13 protein-coding genes (1 of these 13 only partly in view) are annotated in these 16021 nt (G+C 50.6%); 2 read left to right on the top strand and 11 right to left on the bottom strand.

Annotated elements, in window-relative coordinates:
* Positions 1-4 precede the first annotated feature (4 nt).
* The 9 genes from BN4_RS12975 to dnaE all read right to left on the bottom strand — a co-directional run bounded on the left by BN4_RS12975 (position 5) and on the right by dnaE (position 11080).
* Complete coding sequence (locus tag BN4_RS12975; protein ID WP_015415866.1) at positions 5-1699, bottom strand: flagellar hook-length control protein FliK; 1695 nt, start codon at positions 1697-1699, stop codon at positions 5-7.
* Between the two features lie 113 nt (positions 1700-1812).
* On the bottom strand, positions 1813-3222 hold the full coding sequence (locus BN4_RS12980; protein ID WP_015415867.1) for a glycosyltransferase family 9 protein: 1410 nt from the start codon (positions 3220-3222) through the stop codon (positions 1813-1815).
* Between the two features lie 8 nt (positions 3223-3230).
* Positions 3231-4445, bottom strand: a complete 1215-nt coding sequence (locus BN4_RS12985) for a CgeB family protein (RefSeq protein WP_015415868.1) — start codon at positions 4443-4445, stop codon at positions 3231-3233.
* A gap of 65 nt (positions 4446-4510) precedes the next feature.
* The gene (locus BN4_RS12990; protein ID WP_015415869.1) at positions 4511-5935 is read right to left on the bottom strand and encodes a sensor domain-containing diguanylate cyclase; all 1425 of its coding nucleotides are present in this window, start codon (positions 5933-5935) and stop codon (positions 4511-4513) included.
* Between the two features lie 39 nt (positions 5936-5974).
* Positions 5975-6439, bottom strand: a complete 465-nt coding sequence (dtd, locus tag BN4_RS12995; protein WP_015415870.1) for a D-aminoacyl-tRNA deacylase — start codon at positions 6437-6439, stop codon at positions 5975-5977.
* Between the two features lie 2 nt (positions 6440-6441).
* A complete protein-coding gene (locus BN4_RS13000; protein ID WP_041720368.1) occupies positions 6442-6699 on the bottom strand; it encodes a hypothetical protein in 258 nt (85 codons plus the stop codon).
* 2 nt (positions 6700-6701) lie between these two features.
* Positions 6702-7082 (bottom strand): 6-carboxytetrahydropterin synthase QueD, encoded by a 381-nt coding sequence (queD, locus tag BN4_RS13005; RefSeq protein ID WP_041720369.1) that lies wholly within the window; start codon positions 7080-7082, stop codon positions 6702-6704.
* An 8-nt stretch (positions 7083-7090) separates the two neighbouring features.
* Positions 7091-7456 (bottom strand): nucleotide pyrophosphohydrolase, encoded by a 366-nt coding sequence (locus tag BN4_RS13010; protein ID WP_015415873.1) that lies wholly within the window; start codon positions 7454-7456, stop codon positions 7091-7093.
* 69 nt (positions 7457-7525) lie between these two features.
* Positions 7526-11080: a DNA polymerase III subunit alpha gene (dnaE, locus tag BN4_RS13015; RefSeq protein ID WP_015415874.1), complete on the bottom strand. Its 3555-nt coding sequence runs from the start codon at positions 11078-11080 to the stop codon at positions 7526-7528.
* A gap of 264 nt (positions 11081-11344) precedes the next feature.
* Here dnaE and BN4_RS13020 point away from each other — a divergent pair, with 264 nt between their 5' ends.
* Positions 11345-12589: an EAL domain-containing protein gene (locus BN4_RS13020; RefSeq protein ID WP_015415875.1), complete on the top strand. Its 1245-nt coding sequence runs from the start codon at positions 11345-11347 to the stop codon at positions 12587-12589.
* Between the two features lie 85 nt (positions 12590-12674).
* Positions 12675-13922, top strand: a complete 1248-nt coding sequence (locus BN4_RS13025; RefSeq protein ID WP_015415876.1) for an SLC13 family permease — start codon at positions 12675-12677, stop codon at positions 13920-13922.
* 20 nt (positions 13923-13942) lie between these two features.
* Here BN4_RS13025 and BN4_RS13030 read toward each other — a convergent pair whose 3' ends face one another.
* Positions 13943-14386, bottom strand: a complete 444-nt coding sequence (locus tag BN4_RS13030; RefSeq protein ID WP_015415877.1) for a hypothetical protein — start codon at positions 14384-14386, stop codon at positions 13943-13945.
* Between the two features lie 61 nt (positions 14387-14447).
* A protein-coding gene (locus tag BN4_RS13035; RefSeq protein ID WP_041720371.1) for a hybrid sensor histidine kinase/response regulator crosses the window boundary here: on the bottom strand, positions 14448-16021 show its 3' portion. Its footprint extends 703 nt past the window's final position; the window shows 1574 of its 2277 coding nt (coding positions 704-2277); the start codon falls outside the window, past its right edge — the gene reads right to left on this strand; it ends in the stop codon at positions 14448-14450.

Raw genomic sequence — 16021 nt, forward strand, 5'->3', positions numbered from 1 at the left:
TCGCTTATGCGATTACGTGTAATCCTTGATCGGCATGAATTGCCTGTTCACGTACATTTTGCAGGTCCTGGGCCACTTGAACGGTTCCTTCGCGCATTTGTTTCATATGGCTGCGCATGGCGACCATCGCCTCGCGCTCTCGAGCCAGATTATGCTCTTCCTGACCGAACCAATTATTGTAATCGCTGTTGTTCATCAGCCCTGTTTGAACGTCTAATTTGTCAACTTTCAAACCTTGGTTTTGTAAAGAAGTCTTAATAATATCAAGATTGTCGGCTATGACCTTGGCTGCGTCCGCACTGTCTGCTCGGATATGCGCACTCACTTCCTTGCCGTTCACTTGAAGGGTGATGCTGAGTGCGCCGAGGTTCTCGGGAGAAAGTTGCAAGGTTAGTTGTTTTGTTCCGTTGGAGAGGGTCTTGAGGACCCCATTTTCCACCTGCCGCATGACCTTGGGGGCGGAAATCTTTTCCCATGCCTGCGTACTGGTCTTCCCTGTCGCGTCGGTCAGGCTACTCGCCAGAGTCGCTTCGATGGTGTCGGTCTTGCCTTGAAATTCAGAGGTGGTCTTTTGAGTCGAGTTATTTTGGAGCTTACTGAAGAAGTTGTTCCAGGTGTCATTGGAAGATTCATTGGATTGATCCTGGTCCGTGACGTCGGCGTCCGCCTGCTTTGGCAGATTTTGCTGGTCGGTCTTCCGGGCCGAAGCATCGGAAAGTGCATCCTTGCGAGTCTCTACGGCGTCCTTGAGTTCTTCCTTGGTCGCGACCTGTGGAGTCTCCTCGGCGGTGCGCGCCTTGAGGTCCACGTTTTCCCCTACTTCCTTGGCGACGGTCGTCTCTTTGGTCCGTTCGTGCATGGCCTTGACGAACTGTTGTCCCACGGCCTTGACCAGAGCCTGATCCTTGGCGCTCATTTCAGCCATTTCCTGCTGGATCATGGTGAAGGCTTCTTTGACATCTTTGCTCAAGGTGTTCTGACCGAATGCCTCCTTGAGCTTGGAAGTAAACTCCTTGGAGAAGTTCATTGCCGAGGAGAAAGCTTCCAGTTCATCTTTTGTCAGTAAAAGCTTTTGGTCGTCCGGCATGGCGTCGAGCTTTTCCTGCAAGGCAGCCATGACCTCATTCTGATTTCCGTTCTGGAGTTTTGAGATCAATTCCTTTGATTCGGATTCGCTGAATCCGAATTTCGAGAAGAAGGTTGAAAGTGTGTCCTTTTGAGTATCACTCAATGATACGGTGTTCATGGAAGCCATCTTTTCGGCGAGGACTGACACGAATTCGTTCCATGTCATTCCTTCATCGCTGTTGATCTTGTCTTCTATATCCGAGATTTCCTCTTCGGATAATCCGTATTCCTTGAGGTCTTCCCTGACCTCATCAAGGTCTTCCTGGGTCATTTTCTGGTCTTGGTCTTTTTCGACTTCGATGACTGTTTCTTCAGCAGCAGGAGCTTCGGTTCCTGATGCATTGACCTTTTCCTGCTTTGCTTCATGCGTGGCAATCTCAGGGGCTGTTTCAAGCATTTGGTCATTGGTGCTGACCGGGGTCAGGGCAAGTTCGTTTTCCACCTTGGTACTGTGTTGCTCGAATAACTCGGCAAACAGGATGTCCTGTTCCGAGGTCTTGAGCGACGAGTAACGAAGACTCTTGGCCTGTTCCGTGGTCTGATCTAATGCGATGCCGGGAAGATTCTGCATAGTTTACTCCTTCGGTATCCTCTTCATCAAAAGGCGTGCCAAAGTTGAAATGCAGTAAATAAGGTGAGTTAGCTATTCCTGGATGGGAAGAAACAGCCCACTTGGCGAAGGCTTTATCCGCAGCAGGCGATCAATTGTTCAAGGTGGAGCATGACAGAAGCCCACGTCAACCGGGAGTAATTGCCATTTTCCAGGGCCATATGCATGAATCCGGTAAAGGGGCGGGCGATTGGTGGGCTATGCATCCAAAAGGATGCATCAAGAAGTACTCCTTTTCTTAATCCATGAGTAAGTTGGCGGCTGATCTCAGGTATGTGTGCCAGTAATGTTTCAGCCTGCTCTGGTGTTCCGGCTTGGACCTGTGCCCATGCCGCAGTGCATTTCTGTTCCTCCCATAGGTCAAATCGAGTGCCGAAAAAGGTTTTCCAGAAACGGGAAATCAGCGGTTCGCTTCCACGTTGAGCAGTATCCATACGATGAAGATGATACAATCCTTCTTCCCTTTCGCTCGTGTAGAGGGCCAGGCCTGGAGGAGTCGCCTTTTGAAGGAGGTCAACAGAAGCTCCCGTTGCAATGTGCTGGGCGAGCACTGCGACACGTCTGGGGTGAAAAGGATCATGGCAATAGAGGCGGGACCGGGTGCATTGCCAACATCCCTTGGCGCAATCCATGTCGGCGCGAAGGACAAAGTGCCCTGCTTGATATGGACCGGTTTCCCATGGGTTGACGTTTCCCATTGAAAGATTGAGGCACTTGAGTCCTGACCATGCGGCCAGATGCATGGGGCCGGTGTCCGGTGTGATGAAGAGTGTCAATGTCTGGCCGACAGCGCTGAATTCATCCAGCCCCAGTGTGTCACAGAGATTGAGGATAGGTGCTCCTGAAAGGCGGACGATTTCCCGCCCGCTCTCAACCTCGGCTTTTCCTCCGAAGAGTACCGGGCGTAAACCCCGGCCCAGAAGGTGCACGATCAGTTCGGCAAAAAAAGAGGTCGAGGGCCTTTTGGCTTCTTCGCTGGCACCGATAAAAATTCCGATTTTATCTGAACCGGGCGGTAGGGTGCGCGGTTCGCTGAACCGGGTTCTGGCCATATCCTCATGGGGAATGATATCCAGTGCGTTGAGATCTGCCCAATGGAAACGGTTGAAAAGGTTGTTTCGCACCAGAGATGTCCGGTACAATTGCCAGTCGCCATGAACGAAACGAGAGCCATCAGGGAGCAGGACCGGTCCGATCTTTTGTTCCGAATGGACTTCATGCGCAAGCCGGGCGGCTTTTTCCTGGATACTCAGATTGATGACCAATTCAAAAGAGTATTGCTTGAGTACATTGGCCCCGCTCCATGGGAAGTAGGTTGCTGCCGGAGACAGTTTCATGAGCGGTCGGAAAAAGGATTCTTCAGCAGCCACGAAGATCGGGTGACCGGGGTAGCGTCGAGCCAGCCAGAGGAGAAGCGGGTAGGAGAGAATCAGGTCTCCCATTCGCTGCATTTGCAATATGAGGATCGGTTTCTTGCTGGTCACAGTGGGGCTTATCGGAAAGTTTGGCGCATGGTTTCCATCAGGGAAGCCATGCGGTGATCGTATGTATGTTCGGCAAGCACGCGCTGCCGGGCCGCTTGTGCGATCCGTTGCCGTTTATCCGGGGCGTTCAGGTACATTTCGACCAGTGCGGGAATTTCATCGGGTTGGTTATAATAGATGATCTCCCGCCCCGGTTCAAACAATTCTTCCATTTGGCGGCGATAATCCGTGAGCAGGAATGCGCCGCAGCAGGGAACATCGAAAACCCGTTGGTTGACGGCTCCCTTCATCTGCTGGCTGGTGCAGTTGAAATTGATATCACTCAGGGGGTAGAAGTCGGGAAGGTCGTCATAATAGGACAATTCCTGATGGTATCGCCATCCTTCACGCCCTTTGAGCAGTTCGTTCCAGCCAGGGTCACCTACGATGAGCGGGCTGTAATCGAGAAGCCGCAGAACGCAATCGAGTCGATACATCAAAGTGGATTGCCATGTCAGGAATGTTTCGAATGCCTGTTTGCGATCCGGGGTTTCGAGTGCTTCGAAGTCGGCTCGAAGCTCAGGGAAATGGCGAATGAGAAATCGGCCGGAACACTGTTCATCTGATTCACCGAAAGCACGGGCAACCATCATGCCCGATTCAACCAGGCGTTGGGATGGGCGTGAGGCTTCGATTCGTTTGATGGTCTTGATGAGCATGGAATTGCCCACAAATGAAATGGGAGCGCGCCATTCCTCAACCGGAGTTGTCCGGTGAGGCACCAGTCGTGTGGGGTCCGCCGCCAGAGGAAGATGAAAGACATTGGCAAATCCCATCGCCTCAAGTGCTTCGATCGTGTCGGCATCCCAGGTGAAAACGGCATTTCTGGAACCGTGAAGATTCTGGTATGTTCCAAGGATGAGATGGGGATTATCCACGAACCAGGACGCCAAGGGGACTTTGAACTGCCGGAGCAGGGAGGCGAGCACGCCTTCCCTATCCACGCCGAGATGATTAACCGTCAGGATAAAGTCCGGTTTGAAGGTTGTCAGGGCATAGACCATCTTTGACACGAAGGCGTCAAGGTCCATTTCCTTGGTCCCGAGATCCATGACTTCATGGTCGACCCCAAGCCGTTTGCAGGCTGCCTGAAGTTCACCAATAAGGAAGTATTGACTGGTCAGGAGGAGAATACGTGGTGTCTCGCCCCTGAATTTGGGCCATTGTTGCGGAGAATATTGCATTGCACTCTACCTATCCGCAGGGGAAGGTTTTGTCCATAGCCTCCGGAATTCAGGGGCAGAGCCTTTTACCCGGCCATGACACAATCTCCCCCCTTTCCCTTGGCCTGATACATGGCTCTGTCTGCCCGGTCAGTGAGGGACCCGAGATCGTCGGCTTCTTCATACCGTGCTATACCGCAGGAAAACGAGATAACAGTTTCGTGTGAAGAATCAGTCATCTCCTGCCGGATGCGGGCTATCAGGCATTGGGCATCGTCTCCGGTTCCATCAAGCATGATCAGGAATTCATCGCCGCCCCATCTCGCCAGCATGTCCGAAGGACGGATATTTCGGGCAATGGTTTCCGCCACGGTTCTGAGGACGGTGTCTCCTGCTATATGGCCCTGCTGATCATTGATTTTTTTGAAATCATCCAGGTCAACGATGATGATGGAAAAGGACGTTCCATAGCGGTCAGCCTTGTACGCGGCAATTTCAAAGCGCTCTTCCAGTGCCCGTCTGTTGGCCACACCGGTCAATGGGTCTGTCTTGGCCATGCGTTCCAGTCTGGATTGGAAGTGGTTGATGGTGATCACGCAGAGGATAATGATCAGCAGAGAGGCTCCGAACCCCACGGCGAGAGTGCGAACAAGGTTGTTTCGAGCTGTGACCAAGGCTGTACTCTCATCCTGCTCAACGATGAGGAACCATTTGAAATCAGGGATATAGATGGATGAAAGCAGGGTATGTTTCCCATCCCAGTCATATTCGAAATTTTTGGCTTCGATGGACGGAGTGAGGATGGCTGGTGCCAGATTACGGATTCCTCCCGCTTTGGTTATGTAAAATTTTTCGATGAGTTCCTTGTTGGGGTGGACCATGATGAGGCCATCCTGATCAACGAGGTAGACATTGCGGTCATACTGTTTTCTGGCTTCGGCGAGCAAAGCGATGGCCTTGTCCATATTGACGCCGACACCAGCGACACCGAGCAATCTTCCCTTCTCATCTTCCACGCGGAAGTTGACAAATATTGTCATCTTGCCTTGCTCGGCCTCATTGGTATCCACATCCAGATTGTATTCCTTGCCGGATCTGGCAAAGGCATAAAACCAGACATCATGAGGGTCGCGGGCACCAATCTTTTTCAGGATACCACCTTGATAGTAGTAGTTATCCGTGGCAGCCGAGACAAAGAATGTCGTCAGAAACCCGTATTTCTGCTTGATTTCATTCAGATATCTGACAACAGCAGTTTCGTCTGATTCTCCCGAATTGATCCAGCCCTTGAGAAAGGCATCATTGGCCATGGAGGATGAAACAAGGATGGGACGTAACATGGCTGCATGAATTTCCGAATAGATATTCTTGCCGGTCAGGGGCAGTGAAGAGTTGAGGAGCTCTTCCCGCACAGCTTCTCGTGTCACTGTATAGTTGACAAAACTGGTGACAACGAAAGAACCGATAAGGATGACGGAGAGTGCCGTCAGAAGTTTGGTTTTTATACTCATGGCTTTAATATAGACGAAAAGGGCGCTCTGGACAATTTGTTAGATTGTTGTGGAATCGAGCATAATTGTCACCGGTCCCCAGTTGGTGAAGTCAAGCTCCATCATGGCTCCGAACCGGCCTGTCGCCACATGACCGGGCGCTTGGCAGTGTGCGTCTTCCAGCAAAGTGTCAAAAAGAAACGAGGCCACATCCGGTGGACAGGCGTTGGTAAAGGAGGGGCGGCGGCCTTTCTTGCAGTCTGCATAAAGGGTGAATTGGGAAATGATCATGAGATCGCCTGTGATATCAACGAGGGATTTGTTCATTCTCCCCTCATCATCGGGAAAAATTCTCAAATGGAACACCTTATCCAGCATTTTTTTCCAGACAGGTGAAGAGGGCAAATCTCGTGTGTCTTCCAAGCCGAATCCGACAAGGGCAAGGATTCCGGTGGAAATTTCCCCCAGTCTCTCCGAATCGACTGTGACCGTTGCATTGGTCACTCTCTGAATGAGAAGACGCATGGTTACGCTTGGCCTCCTTCGATGCTCAATTGATTGAGGCTGGTGGGCTGCGTATCCTGCGAAGGAAGTGGGGTTTGCTGACACCCCCGGCCCAGGGCGGCTATGAGGAAAAAACAAACAAATGCAAGAAAGGCAATGCCACTCAGTATTCGTCTGGGATTGGACCGGGAATTTTTAGGGAGCAGAAGGCTGGTCATGATTTGTCCATAAGACATCCCGTTGATTTCAGAACGTTTTTCCTGTTGTTTCCGATCGGACATGATCATTCCTCCCAGTAGGTAGCCTTGGAAGAGTCCTTTTCGGAAACTGAAACTTCGGACAGACGGACCTGCTTCGGCAGGGCGTCTTTCATTTCCTTATATATGAACATGGCGATATTTTCGGAGGACGGATTGATCTCTGTGAAACATTCAACATCATTGAGATGCTTATGATCAAGGCGTTCCAGAATGTCCTTAGTGCATTGTTTGATCTCTTTAAAATCAACAAGATAATGCACTTTTTTATCCAGTTTATCGCCTTCGACCACCACTTCGACACCAAAGTTGTGACCGTGCATATTCTCGCATTTGCCACCATAATTGCGCAGTTGGTGGGATGCGGAGAAATCTTGTGTGATGGTCAATTTCCATTTGCCTGGCATGGGATCACCTATTTCTTTCGATTCTTGTATTCGTGGGGACGACAATAATTGCCCAGAAACGCTTCCCGAGGATACTTGAGATCGTTCCTCTCGCATTTTTCGTGAGCGGCTGCAATAAGGTCTATGCCGAGTTCATCGGCGATACGTGTCAGATAGATGAGGATATCGGACAACTCTTCTGCCACTGCGTGTTTGGCATCATCCTCAACCTGCCAGCTTTCTTCAACAGTCAGCCATTGAAACAGTTCGTTCAGTTCTCCCACCTCGCCGGTCAATGCCATGACCAGATTTTTGGGTGACTGATGTTTCTGCCAGTTTCGTTCTTCCACAAACCGCCTATGGCGTTCGATCAGTTCTTTCAATGAGTCCATCATACACCTTTCCTGCTTGGAATTCTCCGTTTTTTCGTCTTACTTTGGAGCTTGTTGTCGAGTGTGGACGATTTATGCTGGCTCGTCCTGCTCTGCAAGATACCGTTTCGCATCCCCGTTTTGCCATGTTTCAACGTCCTTCCAGAATTCACGGCTTGGATATACCTGCCAGGCTGTGCCAAGTTTGAGATTGATCACGGACTCTTTGGTGATGATCCCCAAGTTGACCACGGTCTTGCCCGGATAGCGAGCAAGGATGCTCTTGAGGCCTTCCAGATGCTCATCGTGAGCATTCCTTTCGCCGATCCAGAGCGAGACCGGGTGTTCCGAACCCTGGACGGCGTCAGCAAGAAAGAGCACTTTTTCCGCGAGAATTTTCGCGGTCTTCGGCGCTTCTTCCTGCCCTGGTTCCTCCCGGAGATCGATTTTCCCTTGGATGAAAAGAGGACGGTCTGCATCCACCTTTTCCTTGGCTTCTTCCCAGACGTTGGGAAGCATGGTGATTTCACCCGATGTCGTCAGATCCTCACCGATGCAGAAGGCCATGGGATCACCTTTTCGAGTCAAAATCTGTTTGTAGTCAGGGACGATGACAGCCACGCGCACCTCACTGCCGTTGGGGATGGTTTTGCACTCGTCCAGAGTCTTGGTACGGAGGCGAACCAGCTCCGGCCGATATGCGAGGAGCGGATGTCCGGAAAGGAAGAAACCAAGCACTTCTTTTTCAAGTTTGAGTTTTTCACGGTCGTCAAACTCTTCACACAGGGAACAGGTTGGTGTGCCCGGATCCGGTTGCCCATTGGTTCCCCCACCCAGCATGTCGAGCATATTCAGCATGCCGGAATCTTTTTCCTTGGCCTTTTTCTGACCACGGGCCACGGCTTTTTCCAAATCCTCAAGTAGGGCGGCGCGTGAGCAACTGAAGCAATCCAGTGCTCCCGCCTTGATCAGGGATTCCAGAACCCGTTTGGTAACGCGGCGCAGATTCACACGCTCGCAAAAATCAAAGATATCCTTGAACGGTCCGCCTTCATTACGCTCCGCCACGATTTCGTTAATGGCCTCTTCTCCGACATTCTTGATGGCTGCCATAGCAAAGAGTATATCGCCGTCGAGCACCGAAAAACGGGCCTGGCCCGCATTGATGTTAGGCTGTTTGACCGTGATTTCCATGTCGCGGCATGCGTTGATATACATGATAATCTTTTCAGTATTGTTCATTTCCGTGCTCATCAGCGCGGCCATGAATTCAACTGGAAAGTGGGCCTTGAGATAGGCGGTATGATACGAAATGAGAGCATAGGCGGCCGAGTGTGACTTGTTGAAGCCGTAAGCCGCGAATTTCTCCATGGTGTCGAAAATCTCGTTGGCGATTTTGTCGTCGATTTTATTTTCGCGAGAGCCTTCGAGGAATCGTGATCGTTGTTTGGCCATTTCTTCGGCAATCTTTTTCCCCATGGCCCGTCGCAGGAGATCACCTTCACCCAGAGAGTAGTTGGCAACGGTCATGGCTGTGGCCATGACCTGTTCCTGGTAGACCATGACGCCGTAGGTCGGCTTGAGCGTATCCTCCAGGGATTCATGCGGGTATGTGACTTCGATATCCCCATGTTTTCGCATGATGAATTCATCGACCATGCTGACTCCGTGGGCACCGATCATGCCAAGAGGTCCGGGTCTGTAGAGTGCAAGCATGGCGACGATATCTTCAAAGCAGTCAGGGCGGAGCATGCGGAGATATTTGCGCATGCCTGATGATTCGACCTGAAAGATACCGTCAGTGTCACCTTTGGCAAAAATCGCGAAAGTATCCGGGTCATCAAGGTGGAGGGTGTCGAGGTCCGGGGCTTCCTTGCCCTGTTCCCGGATGATATCCAGGCAGTCCTCGATGACGGTCATGGTACGCAGACCCAGAAAATCGAATTTGATAAGGCCGACTTTTTCGACCTTTTTCATGTCGAACTGGGTGACTATTTCACCCTTCTTCCCTTTGTACAGTGGGAGGTATTCGGTCATGGGCCTGTCAGAAATGACAACTCCCGCCGCATGAGTGGATGCGTGGCGGCAGAGACCTTCCAGTCGAGTGGATATATCGATGAGTTTGGCGACTGTTCGATCCGTGGCCACCATATCATCAAGTTCAACCACGGCTTTGACAGCATTGGGAACGTTGATTTTCGCCTTTTCCACACCAAGGAGTTTGGCCATGACACCTGGGTCGTCAGGAATGAGCTTGGCAATGCGGTCGGTCTCGCCAAAGGTCATGCCCAAAGCTCGGCCCACATCCTTGATGACGGCCTTGCTTTTCATGGTACCGAAGGTCGTGATCTGTGCCACTCGGTCATGGCCGTATTTTTCGGCGCAATATTTGACGACTTCAAGGCGGCGGCGTTCACAGAAATCGACATCGATATCCGGCATGGATACACGCTCGACATTCAGGAAGCGCTCGAAAAGTAGATCATATGGAAGCGGGTCGATATTGGTGATTTTGAGAGACCATGCCACGATGGAACCGGCTGCCGATCCACGCCCAGGCCCGACAGGAATCCTGTTATTCTTGGCCCAGTTGATAAAGTCCTGAACAATCAGGAAGTATGCGGGGAATCCCATCTCCTTGATGACGCCGAGTTCATAATCAAGGCGTTTCCAATAGACATCCTCATCCACTTCGTAGGTGATGATCTCCAGGCGTTTTCTGAGTCCTTCCCGGCAGAGCTTTTCAAATTCCTCATCCAGGTTAGACACGCCTTCAGAGAGTTCGTATTCCGGGAAATAGTAATTGCCCAGTTCGATTTCGACGTTGCACTGCTCGGCTATCAACTGCGTGTTGGAAATGGCCTCGGGCACATGGGCAAACGCCTGTTCCATTTCCTCCGGGGTTTTGAAATACAGCTCCTTGGTGTCCATCCTGAAACGTTTTTCAGCATCCACAGTGGTTTGAGTCTGGATACAGAGCAACGTGTCGTGGGCTTCGTAGTCTTCTGCAGTCAGGTAATGGCAGTCGTTGGTCGCCACCAGCGGGAGATTTGTCTTTTCGGCGCATTTTATGAGCAACTCATTAAGCCGGACTTGATCACCGATACCATTGTCCTGAAGTTCAAGGTAAAAATTCCCCGGAAAGATGGAGGCATATTCCTGCGCCATTGCCACACCGGCATCCAGTCCCTCGTTCATGAGTTTGCGGGGTATTTCTCCGGCCAGGCAGGCGGACAGGGCTATCAACCCCTCGGAATGCTGGCTCAGCAAATACTTGCTGATGCGGGGTTTGTAGTAGAATCCTTCAAGGTATCCTTTGGAGACGAGCTTGATGAGGTTCTTGTACCCAAGTTGGTTTTTTGCCAGCAGGACAAGGTGGAAGCCGCCTCCCTTTTCTTTTTTTAGGTGCGCGCCTTCCTCGTCAACATCACCGGGAGCCACATAGACTTCGCACCCGATGATCGGTTTGATACCCATCTCAAGGGCTGCCATGTAAAAGGTGACTGCTCCGAACATGGACCCATGGTCCGTGATGGCGACAGCGGGCATGCCCAAGTCCTTGGACCTGGAGAGCAGGTCCTTGATGCGGATGGCTCCGTCGAGCAGACTGTATTCTGTATGAACGTGTAAATGGACGAATTCGGCCACGTATGAACCTCGGTAAAAGCTGTTGAAAAAAGGACCCCAATCTATACTGGATATATCCAGGCAAGTGAAGGAGCACGGGGAGTGTTTTTATTTTTACGGTAACACATTGTTATTGTTGATTTTTAATCAAAATTGGCTTAGCCGGGAGTTCTTGGTAAATTGAGCTGCCTCGGATCGGGAGTTTTCCCCATTGACCCCAAAATAATCACAACATAGAAAAACACTGGCGTCATTGACTGGATGGCGTAAAACAGACGAGGTGCCATGTCCGATCAGCCAGCTCTTCAGGTCGACGAACACTCTGTACAGGAGATCGTCGACTCGAAAAATGTCCACACCTTTTTCCAGCCCGTCGTTTCTGTCGTGACCAAAGCCATTGTTGGGTTTGAAGCGTTCTCTCGTGGGGGGAGTGATACTCTCTGTGTCATTGACCCCAAGATGCTTTTTCATGACCAGCTTAGTCCCAGGCTCAAGGTGAACGTGGATCGCCTTTGCCGTGAAAAGGCGCTGATGCAATTCAAACCGATTCATTCCAATCATAAAAATTTGTTGGTATACGTCAATATTAACCCGGATATCTTGGCCCATGTGGGTGAAGGCTCGAAAGTCCTCATGCACCAGGTAGCGAGTTTGGATATTACGCTGGAAAATATTGTCCTCGAATGCCCTGCATGCAAAGCTCATTCTCCAGGGTTGCAAGAGTATGCAGATATGTATCGGGATTTTGGATTCAAATTATGTTTGGATAACTGCCATATAGATGACACTTTTGGTTCCGTGATGGCAAATTTGAAGCCGGACTTCATAAAAGTAGGGCAGTCCTTTTACGCGGAAAATCAACGTCAGGACCATTCTTCGCGAGCGTTGGACGGAGTTCTCTCCGCAGCCGAAGGAATCGGAGCTGCCGTCATTGCTCAAGGCGTCGAGTCTGAAGAGGACTCGCTCAGACTGCTGGCCGCCGGGGTTCATTTGCAGCAGGGGTATTATTATACCAAGGATGAGAGCGATACCACTGGCGATCCAGCTCAGATGTTTTTCAAGAAAATTCTTGATACCCATGACAAGTTCAAAAAGGTCAAACGTCGGATTCTCAAGCAGAAAAAAGCGCGTTACAAAGCTGCATTCAAGGTTGTCTCTTCCATTTGTTCCAAGCTTTCCAATACGTCCGAGGCCGGATTCGAGGGAATGTGCCGAAAGATGTTGCATGCTTCGGATGATGTCATCTCTCTGTTTATCCTCAATGACGACGGGGATCAGATCACCAGCCGCCATCATGTGGAGAGTCGGGCTACGGGCATCTGCTCCGCTTCAATTCTTGGTTCTCACAAAGGCGCGGACCATTCAATTCAGGATTATGTCCTGTATCTCGATATGGGATATGACAAGTTCGTGACCCAGCCTTTTCGTTCTCCCTACACCGGGGAAAATGCATGTATCATCAGCAAGCCGGTTTTCAACAAGGAAGGAGATCGTTACCTTATCTGCATCGAGATGCCCCACCCTGGTTGAGGCTCCTGCTTTCCATCTGTTGACAGGCTGCGCGAAAAAGCTTCACTGTAGCCTGGAGGATCTGGACGCATAACCAGGAGAAAATGTGAATATTTCCGGAGATATCTGGACATATATATGGCATCGGTTGCCGCTTGTTCTTCTTTTTGCTGGCGGTTATTTGGTCTACCAACTCATGACGGTGACACGTCTCACCGATCGTTTCGTGTACCGTGCGATACAAAAAAGTCGAGGCAGAACTTCGATACTCCTTTTCTATCTTATTGCCAGCATCGCAGTCCTTTCTTCCTTTATTCCGAACACGATAGCTGTTTTGACCTTGTTGCCGGTTCTCCGGCGCCTGGACAGGGAATACGCGGCCAAAGGGGGAGTCGGGATGACGACAGTGCTCATGTGTTCGACTCTGTACGGAGCGGCTATTGGCGGTATGGGGTCCATGATCGGCTCTCCTGCAAATGCAGTGCTGTTCGGTGCTCTTGATTTGTTCCGGATTGCCGGGAGAGAACAGATAACGTTCCTCAACTGGTTTGTGTGGTCTGTGCCGTTGGTTGCCCTGTTTGTCTTGATAGCCTGGTGCGTTGTCACAAGATTGGGATTGACTGCCGAGGGCCGACTGGTTCGTATTGCCGTCGACGAGCTTGAAACCCAGGGGGAAGTCTCGGCCAGACAGCGATTCGGATTGAAGTTGTTCTGGTTTTTCATGATTTTTTGGGTAGGGGAGGCTGTTGCGAAGCAGGTCATACCGAACTTCTCGCTGGTTTCACCTCTGGTCTGTCTTGGCTTTTCCGCAGTCTTTCTCTTTCTGCTTTTTGGCATTGCCGTTCCTGATGGACAAGACAACCCTGGGCCATTGCTTGTCCCGTGGGATATGGTCAAAAGTATTCCGCGCCGTGGTGTTCTCTTTTTATTTTTTCTGGCTCTTTTGATAGCAGTGGTTCATTGGCTTGATTTGGATGCGCGGGTCGTTGGTGCTGTCTCGGTGCTGTTTCAAGGGGAGAGCTCTTCGTTGCTGCTTGGTTTTTTCATGATTCTTTCCGTCATCTTTCTGACCGAGATTCTTTCGAATACGGTTGTGGTCGCCGCTTTTTTTACCATTGTCCCAGCTCTCGCCCTGAGTCATGGTATCGAGCCTCTCATGTTGATGATGGGAGTGAGTCTGGCCTCGACCTGTGCCTTCATGACTCCCATAGCGACACCGACCAATGCCTTGGCATTTGGAGAAATGCGGGGCGTCTCCCTGAGAAAGATGGTGTTTCTCGGCGCAGTGCTCAATGTGCTCGGAGCCTTACTGATCACGACCTGGTTTTCCTGGGTCATTCCACTCGTCTATTGAGAGATGCTGGTGCCTGCATTTTAGGGAGCGAATATCTTCTTGATATCTTTGCTCAAGGTGAAGGATTTGAGCAGCCACCCTTTTCCCACTCGATAATAATAAAGATCAAACATCATCGGCTGGCTTCGAAAGAGCAGGACATACTTGAGTCTGACGAGCGCGGCTCCGGCTCGTTGTTCGAATATTTTTTCAAATCCCTGGGGCAATCCTTGTTGCTTGATTAATTGATAATAATCGAATTGCAGCTTCTCAAGTGTGTTCTTCGGATAGCGTCCTTTGGAAAAGAAGCGTTTGAATGCTGCTTCTGTGTCACCCCGGACAAGGAGATTCAGAAAATGCTCTGCATGAGTATGAGGGCCGTCCTCTTGCCAGTTGGCAGGAGGAAGTGTCCTCTGGGCAGCTGAGGACGGTGCGACGATAAAGGCGAAGGCCATGACGGAAAAGAGAAGTATTTTCAAACGCATGTTTTCTCCTGGAGCGGATTGAGGGCTCAGAGGGTGAGGTGCGAGTATTGATTGTGAGAGATTATCCTTCAAGGTGCTTTGAAACGATTCCTCGCAATTCTTCCTTTGTCAGTGGTTTGACGACATAGTCGGTACACCCGATGAGGAAACAGTGCTCACGAGTTTCCTTCGTTGCATGGGCCGATATGGCGATAATGGAAACCGGAGGCCAATCCATGAGTTTTTCGTGTTCACGGATGGATTCAATGGTTTGATACCCATTCATGCCCGGCATCTCAATGTCCATCAGGATAAGGTCATAGGGGTGTTCAAGGTGTTGGAGCAGGGCCAATTCTCCGCTGGCCGCAGTGTTGAGAGTGTGGGGAAGTCCTTTTAGGAAAAGGGTGAAAAGGAGCATGTTGCGTTCATCATCTTCCACCAGGAGAATGCGTTTTTCTTCTGCTGAGGGCTGAATTGGGCAACTTGTGGCTTTTTCAGGTTCGTTTGGTGCCCCGACTCTGGAAGCCAAGGCGAACTGTGCGGAAAATGCAAAAGTACTTCCACTCCCCGGTTCACTGGTGACATGGATTTCGCCGCCTAGCAGGGTAACCATGTGGCGGCAGATGGCCAGGCCAAGGCCTGTCTGTTCAGAGTTTCCTGGTGTGGATTCCTTCTCTCGTGCATCCCTGTCAAACAGGGAATTGAGTTTGTTGGCGGAAATACCGATTCCGGTATCGGAAACGGAAAAATTCAGGGAAACCCAATCCTGGAGAGTGGGTTTGTCTCGGCGGCCGATCATTTCTACGTGGAGTGCAACGACTCCGGCCGGCGTAAACTTGATGGCATTGCTGAGGAGATTTATCAGTACCTGCTTTAGGGCTGTTGCGTCACCAGTCAGGTGGCGTGGAGCCTTGGGATCAATAAGGACGGTCAATTCCAGTCCTTTGTCTCTGGCGTCCTGGGAGAAAACCGCTTGGATGTTCTGGATGACGGTGTGAAGGTCAAACGGGTCGTTTTTGAGTTTGAAGTGACCGGATTCTATGCGACTGATATCGAGAACAGAACCAACAAGATCCCGGAGATGTTCACCTGCGTTTTGGGAAATGGAAACATATTCCTGTTGGTCTTGATCAAGCCCTGTTTCGGCCAGCAGTTCGCCCGCACCAAGAATGGCGTTAATGGGGGTCCGTATTTCATGACTCATGCGGGTGAGAAATTGACTTTTTGCCCGGTCGGCAACTTCTGCCCTTTCTCGCGCTGTTTGAAGTTTCCGGGCAATGTAGAGTCCAAATGCGACCGCAATGATAACGGCGGCAAGAGATACCCCTATGTTGAAGAAGCCGTTTTTCTTGATTTCACCAAGGTAATCATCTTCAGGCATGTAGATGCCGATAGTCCAAGCCCATTGTGCATCGCTAAAGGGGGCGAACATGGCATTATACTTTTCGCCTTCAAGGGTAAAAGAAGTAAAAGCCGGGGTGCGTAATTTGAAATTGTCATGGGGAAACCCAAGGGAGAGAAAGGCTTCGCGCGCAATAGCATCGTCCAACTCAATGATTTTTGTTAGTCGGGCATGTTCCCCAGAAGCATATTGTTTGATTTTGTCTATGTCGGGATACGCGATGATATCACCCTCATGACTGACGATGAATGCTC

Origin of the sequence: Pseudodesulfovibrio piezophilus C1TLV30, assembly GCF_000341895.1 — a bacterium.
Taxonomy (GTDB): Bacteria; Desulfobacterota; Desulfovibrionia; order Desulfovibrionales; family Desulfovibrionaceae; genus Pseudodesulfovibrio; species Pseudodesulfovibrio piezophilus.